The sequence below is a fragment of the Serratia sp. FDAARGOS_506 genome (genome assembly GCF_003812745.1).
Classification (GTDB): domain Bacteria; phylum Pseudomonadota; class Gammaproteobacteria; order Enterobacterales; family Enterobacteriaceae; genus Serratia.
The window spans coordinates 1,975,464-1,996,315 of sequence record NZ_CP033831.1 but is presented as its reverse complement, the minus strand read 5'-3'; the positions used below and the strand labels follow the sequence as shown (position 1 = coordinate 1,996,315).

Annotated in this window: 16 protein-coding genes; 10 read left to right on the top strand and 6 right to left on the bottom strand. The window is 60.9% G+C overall.

The genetic code is table 11. The features are described 5' to 3' along the window. Positions 1 to 927 precede the first annotated feature (927 nt). The 3 genes from EGY12_RS09640 to lptF form a co-directional block, all read right to left on the bottom strand. Positions 928 to 1,644 (bottom strand): LuxR family transcriptional regulator, encoded by a 717-nt coding sequence (locus EGY12_RS09640; protein WP_123893247.1) that lies wholly within the window; start codon positions 1,642 to 1,644, stop codon positions 928 to 930. 134 nt (positions 1,645 to 1,778) lie between these two features. Next, entirely contained in the window at positions 1,779 to 2,849 is a 1,071-nt protein-coding gene (lptG, locus tag EGY12_RS09635; RefSeq protein WP_123893246.1) for an LPS export ABC transporter permease LptG, read from the bottom strand. After that, positions 2,849 to 3,943: an LPS export ABC transporter permease LptF gene (gene lptF, locus EGY12_RS09630; protein WP_123893245.1), complete on the bottom strand. Its 1,095-nt coding sequence runs from the start codon at positions 3,941 to 3,943 to the stop codon at positions 2,849 to 2,851. Before lptF ends, lptG begins: the two co-directional genes overlap by 1 nt. Before the next feature lie 282 nt (positions 3,944 to 4,225). Here lptF and pepA point away from each other — a divergent pair, with 282 nt between their 5' ends. The 5 genes from pepA to EGY12_RS09605 all read left to right on the top strand — a co-directional run bounded on the left by pepA (position 4,226) and on the right by EGY12_RS09605 (position 11,696). Further along, positions 4,226 to 5,737 carry a leucyl aminopeptidase gene (gene pepA / locus EGY12_RS09625; RefSeq protein ID WP_004933352.1) on the top strand — a complete coding sequence of 504 codons (1,512 nt, stop codon included), beginning with the start codon at positions 4,226 to 4,228 and terminating at the stop codon, positions 5,735 to 5,737. An 83-nt stretch (positions 5,738 to 5,820) separates the two neighbouring features. After that, positions 5,821 to 6,270 carry a DNA polymerase III subunit chi gene (locus EGY12_RS09620; RefSeq protein WP_042783579.1) on the top strand — a complete coding sequence of 150 codons (450 nt, stop codon included), beginning with the start codon at positions 5,821 to 5,823 and terminating at the stop codon, positions 6,268 to 6,270. 12 nt (positions 6,271 to 6,282) lie between these two features. Then, positions 6,283 to 9,159 carry a valine--tRNA ligase gene (locus tag EGY12_RS09615; protein ID WP_123893244.1) on the top strand — a complete coding sequence of 959 codons (2,877 nt, stop codon included), beginning with the start codon at positions 6,283 to 6,285 and terminating at the stop codon, positions 9,157 to 9,159. 199 nt (positions 9,160 to 9,358) lie between these two features. Further along, a complete protein-coding gene (locus tag EGY12_RS09610) occupies positions 9,359 to 9,862 on the top strand; it encodes a GNAT family N-acetyltransferase (protein WP_016929277.1) in 504 nt (167 codons plus the stop codon). A gap of 226 nt (positions 9,863 to 10,088) precedes the next feature. After that, entirely contained in the window at positions 10,089 to 11,696 is a 1,608-nt protein-coding gene (locus EGY12_RS09605; RefSeq protein WP_123893243.1) for a GMC family oxidoreductase, read from the top strand. Between the two features lie 15 nt (positions 11,697 to 11,711). Here the strand turns inward: EGY12_RS09605 and miaE are convergent, their stop codons facing one another. Continuing rightward, entirely contained in the window at positions 11,712 to 12,476 is a 765-nt protein-coding gene (gene miaE / locus EGY12_RS09600; RefSeq protein WP_123893242.1) for a tRNA isopentenyl-2-thiomethyl-A-37 hydroxylase MiaE, read from the bottom strand. 177 nt (positions 12,477 to 12,653) lie between these two features. Next, the gene (gene rraB, locus EGY12_RS09595) at positions 12,654 to 13,079 is read right to left on the bottom strand and encodes a ribonuclease E inhibitor RraB (RefSeq protein ID WP_025305115.1); all 426 of its coding nucleotides are present in this window, start codon (positions 13,077 to 13,079) and stop codon (positions 12,654 to 12,656) included. Positions 13,080 to 13,241: 162 nt separating this feature from the next. Here rraB and argF point away from each other — a divergent pair, with 162 nt between their 5' ends. The 5 genes from argF to ridA all read left to right on the top strand — a co-directional run bounded on the left by argF (position 13,242) and on the right by ridA (position 18,272). Beyond that, entirely contained in the window at positions 13,242 to 14,261 is a 1,020-nt protein-coding gene (argF, locus tag EGY12_RS09590) for an ornithine carbamoyltransferase (RefSeq protein WP_123893241.1), read from the top strand. Between the two features lie 195 nt (positions 14,262 to 14,456). Continuing rightward, positions 14,457 to 16,025: an ABC transporter substrate-binding protein gene (locus EGY12_RS09585; RefSeq protein WP_123893240.1), complete on the top strand. Its 1,569-nt coding sequence runs from the start codon at positions 14,457 to 14,459 to the stop codon at positions 16,023 to 16,025. 289 nt (positions 16,026 to 16,314) lie between these two features. Beyond that, positions 16,315 to 17,250, top strand: coding sequence for an aspartate carbamoyltransferase (gene pyrB / locus EGY12_RS09580; protein WP_049271187.1), 936 nt, complete (start codon positions 16,315 to 16,317; stop codon positions 17,248 to 17,250). 12 nt (positions 17,251 to 17,262) lie between these two features. Then, on the top strand, positions 17,263 to 17,727 hold the full coding sequence (gene pyrI / locus EGY12_RS09575; RefSeq protein WP_019453298.1) for an aspartate carbamoyltransferase regulatory subunit: 465 nt from the start codon (positions 17,263 to 17,265) through the stop codon (positions 17,725 to 17,727). A gap of 158 nt (positions 17,728 to 17,885) precedes the next feature. Further along, the gene (ridA, locus tag EGY12_RS09570) at positions 17,886 to 18,272 is read left to right on the top strand and encodes a 2-iminobutanoate/2-iminopropanoate deaminase (RefSeq protein ID WP_004933379.1); all 387 of its coding nucleotides are present in this window, start codon (positions 17,886 to 17,888) and stop codon (positions 18,270 to 18,272) included. Positions 18,273 to 18,326: 54 nt separating this feature from the next. Here the strand turns inward: ridA and EGY12_RS09565 are convergent, their stop codons facing one another. Further along, positions 18,327 to 20,720 (bottom strand): beta-N-acetylhexosaminidase, encoded by a 2,394-nt coding sequence (locus EGY12_RS09565; protein WP_123893239.1) that lies wholly within the window; start codon positions 20,718 to 20,720, stop codon positions 18,327 to 18,329. Between the last annotated feature and the right edge of the window lie 132 nt (positions 20,721 to 20,852).

The following is a 20,852-nucleotide window of genomic DNA, read 5'->3' as shown; positions in this document are numbered from 1 at the left end:
CCCGTTGATGATGAGCAGGCTGTTGCAACGAGCATCTGGGGATGAGGTACACCACACTCACACGATACCGTCCGATTCCATATTCCAGCATCGTTGCACAGAGCAATGATGACTCCTGTGCCGAACGTCACTCCCTCCCACTAGCCAGAACCGCTCGCCCAGCTAGCGAAACAGGTTCAGGAACCCGTCAAACTGAAGGACGCACCAGCCTCCCCCATCACCGCTGTCTAACCCAGCGCCTATCAAAACCAAAATAATCCCCAGCCGCAATGACAACGCTGCAAATAATTACACATTCATGTGTCAGCCAATAAAGAATGAGGTTGCGCAACATTTCGAGAACACTATTTTTTCATTGCTGAATGTCAGGTGAAAATTAAAAAATAGAAATCTAGGCTATCAAACGGTAGAGGTTATTCACGTTGGATGGGCTTTATCTGAAATCACCAGATAATAACGTGTATACATAACAAAATGGCTAGTTAATGCCTAAAAACCAGCTGAGATCGCTTGCCTCTGCGGAGTTAATAGCTTTAAGATGGTGCAAGAAAATTTTCCCTGGTGTTGGCCAATATTGGCAACCTGGCCCTACGCGGTCAGGTTTTTTTTTGTATTTTTATCAAAAAATTACCGGGGAAGTGTATCGCCTTAAGGGGCGAGAAACTAGTTAGACTAAAGTACAGTCCCTTACTAGACCTTTATCAGTTCAACCTGGTGATTATTTCAAATTGCAGAGTTCGGAGCCGCCGATACGCTATTGCGGCCTTCACGTTAATCGCCACGGCGCCAAATCAATACCGGTTAACGCTCGCTATTTCCCGAATCGAAAGACGCTGCTCGCCAGCCGATATTTTCTCCCTTTAGACGTATCCCGCTGATGAGTTCTGCGCAGCCGTTGCCTCAGTATTCCACGGGCTAACTAGCCCGTCACTCCACCGGCTTAATCAGCCGCAGCTCCATCCCCAGGCGCACGGCATGTCGGGCATTCGTGACCCCCAGCTTTTTGACAATGTTGGACATATGAAACTTGATGGTGCCGGTCTTTATGCCCAGGATCATCGCCGTTTCCTGGTAGGTTTTGCCCACGCTGGCCCAATAGAGGATTTCGTTTTCCCTGTCGGTAAAGCGGGCGTTTCTCTCCAGGGCTGCGGCGTTTTTTGCTGTCAGTGGGGACAGCGCCAGATAGGACTCATGGATTGAGGCCAGCAATACCGAAATATCGCCTTTACGATCGGTGAGCGCCTGGATGGTTTCCGCTCTTTGCTCAAGGTTGAAGGCAAAGGAAAGCGTGACGAGATTGTCGTTGTAATCGTGCAGCACGAAGGTATAGCCGTGCGTTACGCCAAACTCGCGGGCCTGTTCGAACAGTTCGGGAAAGTGCAGCCCCGCGTCGGCCATGATTTGCTCGTCCCAGGCGAAGGGGGTCAGGCGGTTGCGGGCGGTAAGCACCACCGGATCAATGTACTGCAACCCCTGCTCTTGATACTTTTTTACCCATTCACTCGGGTAGTTGGTGACGCCAAAGATGCAGGCAATGTCTTTTTTGGATAACACCACATACGCCCACAGGAGATCGCCTAACTCTCCTAATGCCGCTTCCAGGCGCTTGCCGATGATATTGCTGAGATTATATTCGTCTTCCATTGGCTACCTGCTCCCTCCCCTGCATTGCCGCTGAAGTGACTATAACACGACAAAAACCGCGGGCGGGGGGATGCCGCACCCACAAAAAAGGCGCGGCCCCGCGGCCACGCCTTTCTTCACTACCTTTCGCCCTGCTACTTGCGTTTGAGCAGCATATACACGCTGATCAGCAGGAACAGCATGCTCGGCAGCAGCGCGCCCAGCACCGGCGGCATGCTGTACACCAGGCTCAGCGGGCCGAAGATCTGATCCAGCACGTAGAACAGGAAGCCGAAGCTGATGCCGGTCACCACGCGGATGCCCATCGGCACGCTGCGCAGCGGGCCAAAGATGAACGACAGCGCCATCAGCATCATCACCGCCACCGACAGCGGCGAGAAGATTTTGCTCCACATGTTGAGCTGGTAACGGCTGGCCTCCTGGCCGCTTTGCTTCAGGTACTTCACGTAGTTATGCAGCCCGCTGATGGAGAGCGAATCCGGGTCCAGCGCCACCACGCCCAGCTTGTCCGGGGTCAGGTTGGTTTTCCATTCGCCGGTCAGCGTCTGGGTGCCGGTCACCTGTTTCGGGTTGGTCAGATCCGAGGTATCCACCTGCGAAAGCTGCCACAGGCCGTTCTCGAAGCTGGCGGTAGCGGCATAGCGCACCGTTTCGAGACGGCGCTGATCGTTGAAGTGGTAAATGTTCACGCCGGAGAGCTCTTTATCGCCGGAGACGCGCTCGATGTAGATGAAGTCGTTGCCGTCCTTCGCCCACAGCCCGCTCTTGGTAGAGAGCAGTGAGCCGCCGTACATCTGCTGGGCGCGGTAGTTACGCGCCATCTGCTCACCCTGCGGCGCCACCCACTCACCGATCGCCATGGTCAACAGCACCAGCGGAATGGCGGTTTTCATCACCGAGCCGGCGATCTGCAGGCGGGTGAAGCCGGAAGCCTGCATCACCACCAGTTCGCTGCGCGTCGCCAGCTGGCCCAGGCCGAGCAGCGCGCCGAGCAGCGCCGCCATCGGGAAGAAGATCTCGATGTCTTTCGGCACGCTCAGCAGGGTATACATGCCGGCGCTCAGCGCGGTGTAGTCGCCCTGGCCCACCTTGCGCAGCTGATCGACGAACTTGATGATGCCGGACAGCGACACCAGCATGAACAGCGTCATGATGATGGTGTTGAAAATCGTTTTACCGATATACCGGTCTAATACGCCAAACATCAGGCCGCTCCTCTCAGGCGTGCGCGCAGCTTGCGCATCGGCACGGTATCCCACAGGTTCAGCGCCAGCGCAATCGCGAAGTAAACGCCGTTAACCAGCCACAGCCACAGCATCGGATCCAGCTTGCCCTTGCCGGCGTTGGAGCGCAGCGAGGTCTGCAGCAGGAAGAAGATCAGATACAGCAGGATGGCCGGCAGCATGCTCAACACGCGGCCCTGGCGCGGGTTCACCACGCTGAGCGGCACCACCAGCAGCGCCATCAGCGCCACCGACACCACCAGCGTCAGGCGCCAGTGCAGCTCGGCGCGCGCATCCGGATCGTCGGATTTCCACAGCGTCTGCATCGACATCTGCTCGGATTCGGTGTTGTCCGCCGCCACGGTGCGGTGGCCAATCACCGCCTTGTAGTCGGTGAAGTCGGTAATGCGGAAGTCGCGCAGCAGCGCGGTGCCTTCAAAGCGGGTGCCCTTGTCGAGCGTCACCACCTGCGAGCCGTCTTTCTGCTGCACGATGTTGCCGTGCTCGGCCACCACCACCGACGGGCGCTGGTTGCCGTTCGGCCGCAGCTGCGCCAGGAACACGTCGTTGAAGGTGCTGCCCTTCACGTTGCCGATAAACAGCACCGCGTTGCCGTCCTGCGAGGGTTTGAACTGCCCTTCCGCCAGCCCGGCGATGCTCGGGTTGGCCTTGGCTTCGTTCACTACCACGTCCTGATAGCGCGAAGCCCAGGGGCCGGCCCAAAACACGTTCACCGCCGCGACCGCAGAGGTGAGCAGCGCCAGGATCATGGCGGCGATAATCAGGGTGCGTTTACCCAGGCCGCAGGCGTGCATGACGGTGATTTCGCTCTCGGTATACAACCGCCCAAGCGTCATCAGCAAGCCGAGAAACAGGCTCAAAGGCAGGATGAGCTGCGCCATTTTCGGCACGCCCAACGCGAGCAGGGAGAGTACTAAGTTTGTCGGGATATTGCCGTCCACCGCGTCGCCCAACACCCTGACCAGGTTCTGACAAAAGAAGATCAGAAGCAGGATGAACAGGATGGCGATTTGGCTCTTGAGCGTTTCCCGTACCAGATATCTTATGATGATCACGCTTATTACGCCTGTGAAAACTTGTCTTTTTGCAGGAAAATCGATAATTTCATCGCTAATCCGCCATTTATTCTCATCATATGGCAACCTTCACAGCTAAAATAGTATTACAACATCAAGCCGTTTGGGTGTCCTATAGGAACTTGCTTATAGTCGCCAAAACAGAGCAATTTACGCCGTTCAGGTTAACATAATCCGTTAACTCAAATGGCGGGAGATCGTTACGGAGTCGATTATTCTAGCCGTAGCGTCCGCCTTTGTCTTTAAGATTCAGGAGAGTGCATGGAGTTCAGTGTAAAAAGCGGTAGCCCGGAAAAACAGCGCAGTGCCTGTATTGTAGTCGGCGTTTTCGAACCGCGCCGCCTGTCCCCTATCGCAGAACAACTCGACAAAATCAGTGATGGTTATATCAGCGCATTGCTGCGCCGTGGCGAACTGGAAGGCAAGGTCGGGCAGACGCTGCTACTGCACCATGTGCCCAACATTCTCTCCGAGCGCATCCTGCTGATCGGCTGCGGCAAAGAGCGCGAGCTCGATGAGCGCCAATACAAGCAGGTGATCCAGAAAACCATCAATACCCTCAACGACACCGGCTCGATGGAGGCGGTCTGCTTCCTGACCGAGCTGCACGTGAAAGGCCGCAATACCTACTGGAAAGTGCGTCAGGCGGTGGAAACTGCCAAAGAGACGCTCTACACCTTCGATCAGCTGAAAAGCAACAAGGTGGAACCGCGTCGCCCGCTGCGCAAAATGGTGTTCAACGTGCCGACCCGCCGTGAGCTCACCAGCGGCGAGCGCGCCATTCAGCACGGTCTGGCGGTGGCTTCCGGCATCAAGGCGGCCAAAGATCTCGGCAACATGCCGCCGAACATCTGTAACGCCGGCTACCTGGCCTCGCAGGCCCGTCAGCTAGCGGACGCCTTCAGCACCAATATCACCACCCGCGTCATCGGCGAACAGCAGATGAAAGAGCTGGGCATGAACGCCTATCTGGCGGTCGGCGCCGGTTCGCAGAACGAATCATTGATGTCGGTGATGGAATATAAGGGCAACCCAAATCCGGACGCTAAGCCGATCGTGCTGGTAGGCAAAGGGCTGACCTTCGACTCCGGCGGCATCTCGATCAAACCGGCCGACGGCATGGACGAGATGAAATACGACATGTGCGGCGCGGCCACCGTGTACGGCGTGATGCGCGTGGTGGCGGAACTGAACCTGCCGCTGAACGTGATCGGCGTGCTGGCCGGCTGTGAAAACATGCCGGGCGGCCGGGCGTACCGTCCGGGCGACGTGCTGACCACCATGTCCGGCCAGACCGTCGAGGTGCTGAACACCGACGCCGAAGGCCGCCTGGTGCTGTGCGACACCCTGACCTACGTCGAGCGCTTCGAGCCGGAGCTGGTGATCGACATCGCCACCCTGACCGGCGCCTGCGTGATCGCCTTGGGCCACCACATCACCGGCCTGATGTCGAACCACAACCCGCTGGCGCACGAGCTGCTGGGTGCTTCCGAGCAGGCCGGCGACCGCGCCTGGCGCCTGCCGATGGCCGACGAGTACTACGAGCAGCTGGACTCCAACTTCGCCGATATGGCGAACATCGGTGGCCGCCCTGGCGGCGCCATCACCGCTGCCTGCTTCCTGTCGCGCTTCACCCGCAAGTACACCTGGGCGCACCTGGACATCGCCGGCACCGCCTGGCGCTCCGGTAAAGCCAAGGGCGCGACCGGCCGCCCAGTGGCGCTGCTGTCACAGTTCTTGCTCAACCGTGCAGGCCTGAACGGCGACGATTAAATCTGAGCGGTAATTCAGGTATAATCCCAAGGGGCACAGCATGCTGTGCCCCTACATTTTTTATCGGCAGCGGTGGATCCTTAATGAAACAGGCGACGTTTTATTTGCTCGACAACGCGGAACCGTCAGGCGCGCTCAGCGCCCATGAGGCCGTGGCCTGCGCCGTTGCCGCCAGCGGCTTCCGTGCCGGCAAACGGGTGCTGATCGCCTGCGAGAGCCAGGAGCAGGCCCAGCGGCTGGACGAAGCGCTGTGGCAGCGCGAGCCGCATGAATTTGTGCCGCACAATCTGGCCGGCGAAGGGCCGCACTACGGCGCGCCGGTGGAACTGTGCTGGCCCGGCAAGCGCGGCAATGCCCCGCGCGATCTGCTGATCGCCCTGCTGCCGCAGTTTGCCGATTTTGCTACCGCTTTCCATGAAGTGGTAGACTTCGTTCCTTACGAAGACACTCTGAAACAGTTGGCGCGCGACCGTTACAAGGCCTATCGCAGCGTCGGCTTCCATTTGACCACGGCTACGCCGCCAACTCACTGAATACGATAAAGAATGGAAAAGACAAACAGTCAGCTCGACACCGCATACGACCCAAAACAGATCGAACAGAAGCTGTACGATCACTGGGAGAATCAGGGTTACTTCAAGCCGAACGGCGACACCAGCCAGGAAAGCTTCTGCATCATGATCCCGCCGCCGAACGTCACCGGCAGCCTGCACATGGGCCACGCGTTCCAGCAGACCATCATGGATACCATGATTCGCTATCAGCGCATGCAGGGTAAAAACACTCTGTGGCAGGCGGGCACCGACCACGCCGGCATCGCCACCCAGATGGTGGTGGAGCGCAAGATCGCCGCGGAAGAAGGCAAAACCCGCCACGACTACGGCCGTGACGCGTTCATCGACAAAATCTGGCAGTGGAAGGCGGAGTCCGGCGGCACCATCACCCGCCAGATGCGCCGTCTGGGCAACTCCGTGGACTGGGAGCGCGAGCGCTTCACCATGGATGAAGGCCTGTCGAACGCGGTGCGCGAAGTGTTTGTCCGTCTGCACAAAGAAGACCTGATCTACCGCGGCAAGCGCCTGGTGAACTGGGATCCGAAACTACGCACCGCCATCTCCGATCTGGAAGTGGAAAACCGCGAATCCAAAGGCTCCATGTGGCACCTGCGCTACCCGCTGGCCGACGGCGCGAAAACCGCCGAGGGCAAAGACTACCTGGTGGTCGCCACCACCCGTCCGGAAACCGTGCTGGGCGATACCGGCGTGGCGGTCAACCCGGAAGATCCGCGCTATAAAGACCTGATCGGCAAAGAAATCATTCTGCCGCTGGTCGGCCGCCGCATCCGCATCGTCGGCGACGAACACGCCGATATGGAAAAAGGCACCGGTTGCGTGAAGATCACCCCGGCGCACGATTTCAACGACTACGAAGTCGGCAAACGCCACGGCCTGCCGATGATCAACATTCTGACCTTCGACGGCGACATCCGCCAGGAAGCGGAAGTGTTCAACACCCTGGGCGAAGTCTGCTCCGACTACTGCAACGAGATCCCGGCCGAGTTCCGTGGCCTGGAGCGCTTCGCGGCGCGTAAAGCGGTGGTTGCCGCCTTCGAAAATCTGGGCCTGCTGGACGAGATCAAACCGCACGACCTGACGGTGCCTTACGGCGACCGCGGCGGCGTGGTGATTGAGCCAATGCTGACCGACCAATGGTACGTGCGCACCGCGCCGCTGGCCAAAGTGGCGGTGGAAGCGGTCGAACAGGGCCAAATCGAGTTCGTGCCAAAGCAGTACGAAAACATGTACTTCAGCTGGATGCGCGACATTCAGGACTGGTGCATCTCGCGTCAGCTGTGGTGGGGCCACCGTATCCCGGCCTGGTACGACGTGAACGGCAAAGTCTACGTGGGCCGCAGCGAAGAAGAAGTACGCAGCGAGAACAACCTGGGCGCCGACGTGGTGCTGACGCAGGACGAAGACGTGCTGGACACCTGGTTCTCGTCCGGCCTGTGGACCTTCTCTACCCTGGGCTGGCCGGAGCAGACCGAAGCGCTGAAAACCTTCCACCCGACCAGCGTGATGGTCAGCGGCTTCGACATCATCTTCTTCTGGATCGCGCGCATGATCATGCTGACCATGCACTTCATCAAGGATGAAAATGGCAAGCCGCAGGTGCCGTTCAAGACCGTCTACATGACCGGTCTTATCCGCGACGACGAAGGCCAGAAGATGTCCAAGTCGAAAGGCAACGTGATCGATCCGCTGGACATGGTCGACGGCATCTCGCTGGAAGATCTGCTGGAAAAACGCACCGGCAACATGATGCAGCCGCAGCTGGCGGAGAAAATCCGCAAGCGCACCGAGAAGCAGTTCCCGAACGGCATCGAGCCGCACGGCACCGACGCCCTGCGCTTCACCCTGGCGGCGCTGGCCTCGACCGGCCGCGACATCAACTGGGACATGAAGCGCCTGGAAGGCTACCGCAACTTCTGTAACAAGCTGTGGAACGCCAGCCGCTTCGTGCTAATGAACACCGAAGCGCACGACTGCGGCTTCAACGGCGGCGAGAAAGTGCTGTCGCTGGCGGATCGCTGGATCCTGGCCGAATTCAACCGCACGGTGAAAGCCTACCGCGAAGCGCTGGACACCTACCGCTTCGATCTGGCGGCCAACATCCTGTACGAATTCACCTGGAACCAGTTCTGCGACTGGTATCTGGAGCTGACCAAGCCTGTCGTGAGCAACGGCAGCGAAGCGGAACAGCGCGGCACCCGCCACACGCTGATCACCGTGCTGGAAGCGCTGCTGCGCCTGGCGCACCCGATCATTCCATTCATCACCGAAACCATCTGGCAGCGCGTGAAGCCGCTGACCGGCACGACCGCAGACACCATCATGCTGCAGCCGTTCCCGGCCTACGACGCCGCGCTGGAAGACGAGCAGGCGCTGAACGATCTGGAGTGGATCAAGCAAACCATCATCGCCGTGCGCAACATCCGCGCTGAGATGAACATCGCGCCAAGCAAAGCGCTCGACGTGCTGCTGCGCAACTGCAGCGCCGACGCCCAGCGCCGCGTGCAGGAGAACCAAAGCTTTATCGCCCGTCTGGCGCGCCTGGAATCCATCGCGCTGCTGCCGGCCGGTGATAAAGGCCCGGTTTCCGTCACCAAGCTGGTGGACGGCGCCGAGCTGCTGATCCCGATGGCCGGTTTCATCGACAAGGACGCCGAGATCGCGCGTCTGGCGAAAGAGATGGGTAAACTGGATGCGGAAATCGCCTCGATCGAAGGCAAGCTGGCGAACGAAGGCTTCGTGGCGCGCGCGCCGGAAGCGGTAGTCGCCAAAGAGCGCGATCGTCTGGCGGCCTGCAAAGAAGGCAAAGTGAAGCTGCAGGAACAGCAGGCGACCATCGCCGCGCTGTAATCCACCGGCTCACGCCAACGCCTGAAAAACAGCGGGGTCTTCCCCGCTGTTTTTTTATCGCCGTTGCATCCGGGCCGGGTTAGATGTTATTACAAGATATTACTGCTGCAGGGACGCCGCCGGGAAATAATCCCCGGCGCGTTTCGTGCTGCGATAAAAACGAAAACGAACGTGGTCTCTTTCAATGGCGAGTATAAACATGACAACAGCAACCCCGGCGCGCCTGCTGGTGCGCCCCATCACGGCGGAAGACAATGCCGCCATTGCTCACGTCATTCGCGAAGTCTCCGCCGAGCACGGCCTGACGGCGGATAAAGGCTATACCGTCTCCGATCCCAATCTGGACGCCCTGTATCAGCTCTACAGCCTGCCGCGCAGCGCTTACTGGGTGATCGAGGTGGACGGCCAGGTCGCCGGCGGCGGCGGCATCGCGCCGCTGCAGGGTGGCGCAGACGATATTTGCGAATTGCAGAAGATGTATTTCCTGCCGGTGTTGCGCGGCAAGGGATTGGCAAAACGCCTGGCGCTGCAGGCGCTGGATTTCGCCCGCCAACACGGCTTCCGCTGTTGTTACCTCGAGACCACCGCCAGCCTGACGCAGGCCGTCGCGCTGTACGAACATTTGGGCTTCGAACACATCGACCACGCGATGGGCGCCACCGGTCACGTCGACTGCGAAGTCACCATGCTGAAAACGCTGTAATCCCCCCCCGCCTCCCCATCAGGGCGCAGCTTGCTGCGCCTTTTTATTAATATCGCAATCAATCAGTAAAACTCGCTATAACTCCTTTTTTCAAGCAGATAAACTGACGTAAAAAACCACGATGTAAATTTAATGTGAAGTTCGTTAATAAATTAACGATCATAAATTGACCGCCTTTTCCCCCGCGTTACTCTGCCAGTATCCCAATCGCGCACGGAGAGCTGTCATGTCGGAAAATACCTTTGATTACATCATCGTCGGCGCCGGTTCCGCCGGCTGCGTGCTGGCGGCGCAGCTGATCCGCCGCACCCAGGCACGGGTGCTGCTGCTGGAAGCCGGCGGCGACGACAATAATCTGTTCATCAAGATGCCGGCCGGGGTGGCCAAGATCATCGCCAAAAAGAGCTGGCCCTACGAGACGGAACCGGAACCGCACGCCAACAACCGCCGCATGCAGATCGCACAGGGCAAGGTGCTGGGCGGCAGCAGTTCGGTCAACGGCATGATCTACCTGCGCGGCCAGCCGCAGGACTACGACGACTGGGCCGACCGCTACGGCTGCACCGGCTGGAGCTACCGCGAGGTGCTGCCCTATTTCAAACGCGCCGAGGCCAACGAAAGCCTGTCCGACGACTACCACGGCGCCGACGGGCTGCTGCCGGTCAGCGAAAACCGCTACCGCCACCCGCTCAGCATGGCGTTTATCCGCGCCGGCCAGGAGCTGAACCTGCCCTATCGCAACGACTTCAACGGCGACAGCCAGCACGGCGTCGGTTTCTACCAAACCACCACCCACAACGGCGAACGCGCCAGCACCGCCCGTACCTACCTGAAGGCGGTGCGCGACGAACAGCGGCTGGTGGTGAAACTGAATGCCCTGGCGCATCGGCTGACCTTCGAGGGCAACGTCGCCACTGGCGTGGTCTACAGCCAGAACGGCGGCGCGGAAGTCACCGCGCGCGCCACCAAAGAGGTGATTGTCAGCGCCGGCGCGGTCGGTTCGCCGAAGCTGCTGATGCTCTCCGGCATCGGCCCGCGCGACCACCTGCAGCAGCTGGGCATCGAGGTGCGGGCGGATCTGCCGGTGGGCAAAAACTTCCACGACCACCTGCACATGTCGATCAACGTCAGCACCCGCGAGCCGATCAGCCTGTTCGGTGCCGATCGCGGCCTGCAGGCGCTGAGCCACGGCGCGCAGTGGCTGGCGTTTCGCAGCGGCGTGCTCTCGTCCAACGTGCTGGAAGGCGCCGCCTTCACCGACAGCCAAGGCGACGGCCGGCCGGACGTGCAGATCCACTTCCTGCCGCTGCTGGACAGCTGGGACGACGTGCCCGGCGAGCCGCTGCCGAACATTCACGGCTTCACGCTCAAGGTCGGCTACCTGCAGCCGAAGGCGCGCGGCGAAGTGCTGCTGCGCAGCAGCAACCCGCGCGATCCGGTCAAGCTGCACGCCAACTACCTCGGCCACCCGGACGATCTGGCCGGCAGCGTGCGCGCGGTGAAGTTCGGCCTGGGCTTCCTGCAAACCGCGGCGCTGAAGCCGCTGATCAAAGATCTGCTGATGCCGCAGCCGGAGTGGACGCGCGACGAGGCGCAGCTGGAAGAGTTCGTGCGCAACTTCTGCAAGACGGTGTATCACCCGGTGGGCAGCTGCCGTATGGGGCCGTCGCCGCAGGACGCGGTGACCGATCCGCAGCTGCGGGTGCACGGTTTTGAACAGCTGCGGGTGATCGACTGCTCGGTGATGCCGCAGCTTACCAGCGGCAACACCAATGCGCCGACCATCATGCTGGCGGAAAAGGCAGTGGATCTGCTGCTGGGCGCGCCGCAGTAAGGGCGCGCCTCAACCTCAGGCGGCGGTGGGCACGCCGCTGTGAAAGCGCAGTTCGCTGTCCGGCGACAGGATCAGCTCAGCCTCGAGCCGGCCAAAATGCGCCACCCGTTCGCTGATGTCGCCGCCGGCGATCTGCTCGGCCAGCGTCAGGTAGTCCTGATAGTGCCGCGCTTCGGATCGCAGCAGCGAGACGTAAAAGCGGTTCAGCTCGTCGTCCAGGTGCGGCGCCAGTTTGGCGAAGCGTTCGCAGGATCGCGCTTCGATGTAGGCGCCGCAGATCAGTTTGTCGATCAGCGTCGCCGGATCGTGGGTGCGGATCTCTCGGATCATGCCCTTGGCGTAGCGGCTGGCGGTGATCTTGCGATACGGGATCCCGCGCGCCTGCATGATCTCCAGCACCTGCGAGAAGTGATGCAACTCTTCCTTGATCAACAGCACCATGCGATCCGCCAGATCCTGGCCGTAGGCCGAGCCGTTTTTCGGCAGGATCTTGCGGGTGAACTGGCCCTGGCGGAACAGCGTATCCGGCGCGCCCTGCGCTTCGTGCAGAAACGCCTCGTAGGGCCGCAGCAGCGCCAACAGCGCGTCGCCGCTCTCTTTGTCCGCCACATAGCGGCGGATTAGCCACATGCCGGTCTGCGCGGCCTTCAGCTCGCACACCAGGTGGTCAGTCAGCAACAGCTGCAGGTTTTCCGGACGGCGCGCGGCGTCGATCCAGGCATCGGGAGTTTCACAGTGCAGGAAGCTTAAAATCGGGGCTAACAGGGATTGGTATGTCATGGCGTCATTGCCCTATGTATTTCAAGTTGCAGCTAGGCGGCCAGCTCACTCATCCCCAGGAGCTTACTCAGGTAAGTGACTGGGGTGAGAGAGTGCAGCCAACAACGCTGCAGCTTGAAAGACGACGGGGATATCAGGGGCCGGCGAGAGCCGGCCCATGTGAATAAGCGGGGTTAATCAGTGGCGTTTGCCGTCGTCGTCTTCGTCGATGTAGTCGCCGTCTTCGTCATCCTCACCGTCTTCACCGTTCGGATCTTCGAAGTAAGTGCCCCAGCCGTCGTAATTGACGCCGCAGCGTTCCGCCAGCGCCACCAGCTGCTCGACCTGAGCGTCGATCAGCTCGGCGTTCAGGCCGACTTCGCTGATCACGTCGCAGCACATCACCATCGAACCGTCTTCCACTTCCAGCTCTTCGGCGTCGGTCACTTCGTAGCCCAGCTTGAAGGCTTCAACGGCGGCCTGCTCCAGAACCTCAAATTTCTCGGCGGACAGATGGTGCTCGATGGTGTAGAGCGCGTCCGGATCGCTGCCGTCTTCCAGCAGTTCTTCGATGATCAGGCGGGTCTCTTCACGTTGTTCTTCCAGCAATTCACGGTTTGCCATGCCTATATCCTCAAGTCAAATGGCCTTCATTCCTTCTATTTTCACACACCGCCGACATTGCTTCCACGATAAACGTGAAAGATTTCCTCGCCGGGGTTGAAATTGAATATTCATACATATAAAGTGAATTTTAATTCAATTACACAATCAGGGAATCGGACTATGAGCACCGGCAATGCGTTCTACCAACGTCACTTTCTGAGGTTAATGGATTTCACCCCCGACGAGCTGCAGGCGCTGCTGCGGCTGTCGGCCGATCTGAAGCAGGCCAAGAAGCAGGGGCAGGAACAGCGCCGGCTGCAGGGCAAAAACATTGCGCTCATCTTCGAAAAAGACTCGACCCGCACGCGATGCTCTTTCGAAGTTGCCGCATTCGATCAGGGCGCGCAGGTGACCTATCTCGGCCCGAGCGGCAGCCAGATCGGCCATAAAGAGTCGATGAAAGACACCGCCAGGGTGCTGGGCCGCCTGTACGACGGTATTCAGTATCGCGGCTACGGCCAGGCGCTGGTGGAAACCCTGGCGGAACACGCCGGCGTGCCGGTATGGAACGGCCTGACCGACGAGTTCCACCCCACCCAACTGCTGGCGGATCTGCTCACCGTGCAGGAGCACCTGCCGGGCAAGGCACTGAACGAAGTGAAACTGGCGTACGTCGGCGACGCGCGCAACAACATGGGCAACACGCTGCTGGAAGCCGCCGCGCTGGCGGGCATGGATCTGCGGCTGGTGGCGCCGAAGGCCTGCTGGCCGCAGCCGGAGCTGGTGGCCGAGTGCCAGGCGCTGGCGCAGCAAACCGGCGCGAAACTCACCCTGACCGAAGACATCGCCGAAGGGGTACAAGACGCCGACTTCCTCTACACCGACGTCTGGGTGTCGATGGGTGAACCGAAAGAGACCTGGCACGAGCGTATCGCGCTGCTGCGGCCGTATCAGGTCAACATGGCGATGCTGAAGCTGACCGGCAACCCGAACGTGAAGTTCCTGCACTGCCTGCCGGCGTTCCACGACGATCAAACCACGCTCGGCAAGCAGATGGCGCAGCAGTACGATCTGCACGGCGGCATGGAAGTGACCGACGAAGTGTTCGAATCGGCGCACAGCGTGGTGTTCGATCAGGCGGAAAACCGACTGCACACCATCAAGGCGGTGCTGGTCGCCACGCTGAGCGAAACCCTCTGATTGTCCTCCTCTCCGCCCTGGCGACCCCGGCCAGGGCGGCTAATATATTCCTGGAATATCAAATAGCGGATTGACCTTTGCCCGCCGCCGGCAAAGGTTCTACCGTGACAGGCCGACGGCACCCGCGCCGTAAAAACCAACGATAACAAACCGTTCTCAGCGCCGCCTTGCGGCGCCTTCAGGGGATATACATCGATGAAAGCCAAACTCTTGCCGCTGTTCCTGCTCGCCGCCCTGCCCGCCGCCGCGTTAGCCGCCACGCCGCCGAATACGCTGGTGGTGGTGCAATCGCTGGATGACATCGTCAGCCTCGATCCGGCGGAAGCCAACGAACTCTCCAGCATCCAGACGGTGCCCAGCCTGTATCAACGATTGGTGCAGGCTGATCGCGACGATCCGGCCAAGGTGGCGCCGGTGCTGGCGGAAAGCTGGCAGGGCGATGCGGCGGCCAAAACGCTGACGGTGAAACTGCGGCCGCAGGCAGCGTTCGCCTCCGGCAACCCGCTGAACGCCGACGACGTGATCTTCTCCTACAGCCGCGCGGTCAAAATGAACAAATCGCCGGCGTTCATCCTCAACGTGCTCGGCTGGCAGCCGGACAACATCGACGCGCAGCTGAAGAAGATCGACGAACATACCGTGCAGCTGCGCTGGACGGCGGACGTCAGCCCGGCAGTGGCGCTGAATATCCTCTCGACGCCGATCGCCTCGATCATCGACAGCAAGGCGGCGCTGGCCAACGTCAAAGACGGCGACTTCGGCAACGCCTGGCTGAAAATGCACTCCGCCGGCAGCGGCCCGTTCAAGATGCGCGTCTATCAGCCGCATCAGGCGATCGTGCTGGACGCCAACCCCACCACGCCGGGCGATAAGCCACAGCTGAAAAACATCATCATTAAAAACGTGCCGGATCCGGCCACCCGCCGCCTGCTAATCCAACAGGGCGACGCCGATATCGCCCGCGAACTGGGCGCCGATCAGACCGACACGCTGAAAAACCAGCCGGGCGTCAAGGTGCTGGAGATCCCGTCCGCCGAGCAAAACTACCTGGTATTCAACACCGGCAACGGCGCCAATCCGCTGCTGAACAACCCGGCCTTCTGGGAAGCGGCGCGCTACCTGGTGGATTATCAGGGCATCACCAAGGATCTGCTGAAGGGCCAATACTTCGTGCACCAGAGCTTCCTGCCGGTCGGGCTGCCGGGCGCGCTGGAGACCAATCCGTTCAGCTACGATCCGGTCAAGGCGAAAGCCATCCTGGCCAAGGCGGGCATCACCCATGCCGCCTTTACGCTGGACGTAGAGAACAAACCGCCGTTCATCACCATCGCGCAGGCGCTGCAGGGCAGCTTCGCCGCCGCCGGCGTGAAGGTCGAGCTGCTGCCGGCCGCGGGCAGCCAGGTTTACTCCCGCGTGCGCGCCAGACAGCATCAGGCGGCGATCCGCCTGTGGATCCCGGATTACTTCGACGCCCACTCCAACGCCAGCGCCTTCGCCTACAACGACGGCAAGAGCAGCACGGTGGCCGGGCTGAACGGCTGGCAGATCCCGCAGTTGAACCAGCAGACGCTGGCGGCGCTGGCCGAAGCCGATCCGGCCAAGCGGCGCGCGCTGTACACCGCCATGCAGCAGGAGCTGCAGCGTAGTTCGCCGTATGTGTTTATCGATCAGGCCAAAACCGAAGTGGTGCTGCGCGACAACGTCAAGGGCTACCAGCAGGGGCTGAACGCCGACATGGTCTACTACGATCGCGTCAGCAAATAGCCGGCGGGCGGCCATCGCCGGCCAATCGATTGCGGGGCGGCCAAAAACGGCGTTTTAACGCTTGCAGTGGCGAAAAGCGCGAGTATAATGCGCCACAATTTGCCAGGAGAAAGCATGAAAAACGACGTTTGTTTTGTTAGCCGCAATCGACAAAACCGACTGCCTATCGGCGGCCAGCTGCCGTTGTTTCTCCTGTTGCTAAACCGATCGTTTCAAGCCCCTCATTGAGGGGCTTTTTTTTGCCTTAAAAAGTCCCGCGCCACGGGCACGCGTCGAGGAGGAGTGAAAAATGGCCAACCCGCTGTATCACAAACACATCATCTCTATTAACGATCTCAGCCGCGAGGATCTGGAGCTGGTGCTGCGCACCGCCGCCGGTCTGAAAGCCAACCCGCAGCCGGAACTGTTGAAACACAAGGTGATCGCCAGCTGCTTCTTCGAAGCCTCGACCCGTACCCGCCTGTCGTTCGAAACCTCGATGCACCGCCTTGGCGCCTCGGTGGTCGGTTTCGCCGACGGCAGCAACACCTCGCTCGGCAAAAAAGGCGAAACCCTGGCCGACACCATCTCGGTGATCAGCACCTACGTAGACGCCATCGTGATGCGTCATCCGCAGGAAGGTGCGGCGCGCATGGCCTCAGAGTTCTCTGGCAACGTGCCGGTGCTCAACGCCGGCGACGGCGCCAACCAGCACCCGACCCAGACCCTGCTGGATCTGTTCACCATCCAGGAAACCCAGGGGCGCCTGAGCAACCTCAGCATCGCCATGGTCGGCGACCTGAAGTACGGCCGCACCGTGCACTCGCTCACCCAGGCGCTGGCCAAGTTCGAAGGCAACCGCTTCTACTTCATCGCCCCGGACGCGCTGGCGATGCCGGCTTACATCCTGAAAATGCTAGAAGAGAAAGGCATCGAGTACAGCCTGCACAGCAGCATTGAAGAAGTGGTGCCGGAGCTGGATATTCTCTACATGACCCGGGTGCAGAAAGAGCGTCTCGATCCTTCCGAATACGCCAATGTGAAGGCGCAGTTCGTGCTGCGCGCCGCGGATCTGGCCGGCGCGCGCGCCAACCTCAAGGTGCTGCACCCGCTGCCGCGCATCGACGAGATCGCCACCGACGTGGATAAAACACCGTACGCTTACTACTTCCAGCAGGCGGGCAACGGCATCTTCGCCCGCCAGGCGCTGCTGGCGCTGGTGCTCAACGCAGATTTGGCTCTTTAAGGGGGAACCGCCATGACTCACGACAACAAACTGCAGGTCGAAGCGATCAAATGCGGCACGGTGATCGACCACATTCCGGCGCAGATCGGTTTCAAACTGTTGACGCTGTTCAAGCTGACCGCCACCGATCAGCGCATCACCATCGGCCTGAACCTGCCTTCCAATGAGCTGGGCCGCAAGGATCTTATCAAGATCGAGAACACCTTCCTGACCGAGCAGCAGGCCAACCAGCTGGCGATGTACGCGCCGAAGGCCACGGTGAACCGTATCGACAATTATGAAGTGGTGCGCAAGCTGACCCTTAGCCTGCCGGATCACATCGACGGCGTACTGACCTGCCCGAACGGCAACTGCATCAGCCGCAGCGAGCCGGTGGCGTCGAGCTTCAGCGTGAAGCCGCGTGACGGCGAAGTGCACCTGAAGTGCCGCTACTGCGAAAAAGAGTTCGAGCATCAGGTGGTGCTGCAGGCGGACTAAACCCGGCATCGGCGCGGGAGATGGCGCTGTTATTCTCCCGGTGACGCCCTATAATGGGTCCTCTGAAAATTACTCTACCCACGTTGCTACCCACCGGATTTCAAGCTGCGGCCGATCGCGCGGCGGCGTGAAAGACAACGGGTCTATCAGGAGAAAACATGTCACGTAACATCAGCACTGAACTCGCCCCGGCAGCCATTGGTCCTTACGTGCAGGGCGTTGATCTGGGCAGCATGATCATCACTTCCGGCCAGATCCCGGTCGATCCGAAAACCGGCGCCGTCGCCGACGACGTGGCCGCTCAGGCGCGCCAGTCGCTGGAAAACGTCAAAGCGATCGTCGAAGCCGCCGGTCTGATCGTTGCCGACATCGTGAAAACCACCGTGTTCGTGAAAGACCTGAACGACTTCGCCACCGTCAACGCCGCGTACGAAGCCTTCTTCACCGAGCACAGCGCGCCGTTCCCGGCCCGCTCCTGCGTGGAAGTGGCGCGTCTGCCGAAAGACGTGAAGATCGAAATCGAAGCCATCGCCGTGCGTCGTTAATCGACACGCAAGCGAATCACGGCCAGTGCAGACTGGCCGTTTTTATTTGTCCCCTCACTCCGTTTTAAGCCCGCGCAGCAGCGCCTCCAGCGGGTACACCGCCGCAATCACCACTTCGTCACGCGTCTGCGCCGCCGCATCCAGCCGGCGCTGCGCTTGCTCGGCCTCGGCCCGGCTCAGCGGTTTGCCCTGCTGATGGCGATCCAGCAGCGTTAAACCCAGCGTGGCCAAAGCCTCGACGTCCTGCGCCACCGGCGCCAGATCGCGCAGCGTGCGGTTGCCCGCGATCGCCGTCTGCAGTGCCGCGCCGTTCGCCTGCCAGCGCTGCAGCCGTTCGCGCAGCGCCTGCGCCGCCGCCTTATCGCGCTTATCCTTCAACAAGGCCGTGACCTGGGAATTCATTTCGCGCACCGCGCCGCTCTCCGGCGGCAGCGCATCGGCAAAGCGGTTCAGCGGTTCGAACTGGTGATAGTTGCCGGCCTGGAACTTCAGGTGCTGGCGGGTGTAATACTGCGCCGGTTCCACCGCCTCGGCCAGGATCTGCAGCGGCAGGATCTGCACGCTGTTGCTCAGCCGGGTGAATTCGTGCGCCGTTTCCGCGTGCTGCTGCAGGCCGACCGACACCACCGACCAGGCGTCGATCGCCGCCAGCCGCCGGGACATGTTGTTCTCATCGGTGACGTCCTGCGCCGACCACAGCCGCTCCGCCACCGCGAAGGCGCGCGGCCACAGCTTGAGATCGAGAAGCGGCGCGCGCACGTTTTCCGCCCACAGCGCCGCTTCGCCGCCGAGAATGTTGGCCTGCCCTTTCTCGTCCGGCACCACCGGCATCTTGCCCGCCGGCACCGCCGCCAGTTTCTCGCCCTGGGTGGGGTAACGCACGTTGCCGACCAGCGTATAGCCGCTGAGCTTGTCCTGCTGCAGCGTGAACACCGGCCGCGTGTCGCCCATCCAGGTATCGACGCGGAACGTCACCTGCTGCGGCGTGCGCCAGACGATGTCGTGTACCGCGCGGCGCGATTTGCCGTTGAAATCGATAAAGCCGCGCCAGCCCTGCTTGCCCTCGATCAGCGTGAAGCTGCCCTCCACCGCGCTGCCCTTCAGGCGCGGCATGCTGAAACGCCAGCTTTGCGCCTGCTCGCCGGGTTGCACCGCCGTCTCGACCCCCAGCGGCTGCGGCAGAATTTCATTGCGGTAGTGATAGGCGGTGCTTTGCGGCTGATCGAGGTAGAAACCGGTGGAGAGGATGCCCTGATAGCCGTCCTGCGCGCTGGCACCCAGCGAGTCTTGCCCCTGCCAGGATTGAATGACGATCGAGCGCGGCAGCGACGGATGATAGATCTCGTCCCAGCCGACCATCTGCCGCTGGTGCTTCTCGAGGATCTTTTCCAGCTTCTGGTTGAAGTAGGCCTGCAGCGCATGGGTATCCGCCAGCCCGTTCTGCTGCATAAACGCCTGAATCGACGGCGACGCCCGCCACTGGCTGGCGTCCACTTCGTCGCCGCCGATATGCAAATAAGGATCGGGGAAGATCGCCGCCAGCTCGCCGACGATCGTATCGACAAACTGATACACCTCGTCACGGGTCGGATCGAGCGTCGGCTTGTGCACACCCCACTCGCGCTCCATGCGATACGGCCCCGGCGCGCTCATCAGTTCGGGATAGGCCACCGCGATGCTGGAGGCGTGTCCCGGCATGTCGATCTCCGGCACCACGCGAATGCCGCGCGCCGTGGCGTAAGCCACCACCTGCCGCATCTGCTCGCGGGTGTAGAACTGGCCGTCGCTGGCCTGCTGTTGCAGTTTTGGGTAATGCTCGGAGGCAAAGCGCCAGCCCTGATCGTCGCTCAGGTGCCAGTGGAACACGTTAAGCTTGGCCGCCGCCATGCCGTCGAGCTGGCGGAGAATGTCCGGCAGCGGCAGGAAATGGCGCGCCGAATCCAACAAGACGCCGCGCCACGGGAAGCGTGGCACATCGCGGATATCCACCAGCGGCAGGAAGGTGTTTTGCCCATCGGTCTGCAGCAGCTGCAGCAGGGTCTCCATGCCGCGCAGCGCGCCGAAGCGGGTGTTGGCAGTCAGCGTGGCGCCCTGCGGCGTGACCGCCAGCCGGTAACTTTCGTCGCTGCCCGGCAGCGGCTGCGCCGCCACCCGGTCCTTGATCACCACCTTGATCGCCGCGCCGCCCTTCGCTTCACCCGCCGGTGCCAGCGTCCAGCCGGTCTGCAGTTCGATGCGCTGGCGCCAGCGCGGCAGCGCGTCGCCCAAGTCGTCACCCTGCAGCGTCAGAGACAAGCGGTGATCCAGCACCAGCTTGCCCGCCGGTTGCGTCACCTCCACCTGCTGCGGCCAGGGCATCAGCGGCAGATCGCCGGCCGGCTGCGCCAGCGCGCCATAAGAAAACCATAGCGATGAAGCCAGTAGCGTATAACGGAAAGGTCTGTGCATCGGAAATTCCTCAGAGGAAAAACATCAATAAAAACAGCCAACGCTGTAGATAAAGACGCAGCACAGAACAGATGTCCAACCCTTGCGGTGAAAAAGCGGACGGGATCACAGTTGCCCCCTCCCGGCCGGAGG

Excerpts from the sequence above, each read along its gene's own strand:
- EGY12_RS09640 (WP_123893247.1), bottom strand. The coding sequence starts at position 1,644 with ATGGAAGACGAATATAATCTCAGCAATATCATCGGCAAGCGCCTGGAA.
- lptG (WP_123893246.1), bottom strand. The coding sequence starts at position 2,849 with ATGTTTGGCGTATTAGACCGGTATATCGGTAAAACGATTTTCAACACC.
- pepA (WP_004933352.1), top strand. The coding sequence starts at position 4,226 with ATGGAGTTCAGTGTAAAAAGCGGTAGCCCGGAAAAACAGCGCAGTGCC.
- EGY12_RS09620 (WP_042783579.1), top strand. The coding sequence starts at position 5,821 with ATGAAACAGGCGACGTTTTATTTGCTCGACAACGCGGAACCGTCAGGC.
- EGY12_RS09615 (WP_123893244.1), top strand. The coding sequence starts at position 6,283 with ATGGAAAAGACAAACAGTCAGCTCGACACCGCATACGACCCAAAACAG.
- EGY12_RS09610 (WP_016929277.1), top strand. The coding sequence starts at position 9,359 with ATGACAACAGCAACCCCGGCGCGCCTGCTGGTGCGCCCCATCACGGCG.
- EGY12_RS09605 (WP_123893243.1), top strand. The coding sequence starts at position 10,089 with ATGTCGGAAAATACCTTTGATTACATCATCGTCGGCGCCGGTTCCGCC.
- miaE (WP_123893242.1), bottom strand. The coding sequence starts at position 12,476 with ATGACATACCAATCCCTGTTAGCCCCGATTTTAAGCTTCCTGCACTGT.
- rraB (WP_025305115.1), bottom strand. The coding sequence starts at position 13,079 with ATGGCAAACCGTGAATTGCTGGAAGAACAACGTGAAGAGACCCGCCTG.
- argF (WP_123893241.1), top strand. The coding sequence starts at position 13,242 with ATGAGCACCGGCAATGCGTTCTACCAACGTCACTTTCTGAGGTTAATG.
- EGY12_RS09585 (WP_123893240.1), top strand. The coding sequence starts at position 14,457 with ATGAAAGCCAAACTCTTGCCGCTGTTCCTGCTCGCCGCCCTGCCCGCC.
- pyrB (WP_049271187.1), top strand. The coding sequence starts at position 16,315 with ATGGCCAACCCGCTGTATCACAAACACATCATCTCTATTAACGATCTC.
- pyrI (WP_019453298.1), top strand. The coding sequence starts at position 17,263 with ATGACTCACGACAACAAACTGCAGGTCGAAGCGATCAAATGCGGCACG.
- ridA (WP_004933379.1), top strand. The coding sequence starts at position 17,886 with ATGTCACGTAACATCAGCACTGAACTCGCCCCGGCAGCCATTGGTCCT.
- EGY12_RS09565 (WP_123893239.1), bottom strand. The coding sequence starts at position 20,720 with ATGCACAGACCTTTCCGTTATACGCTACTGGCTTCATCGCTATGGTTT.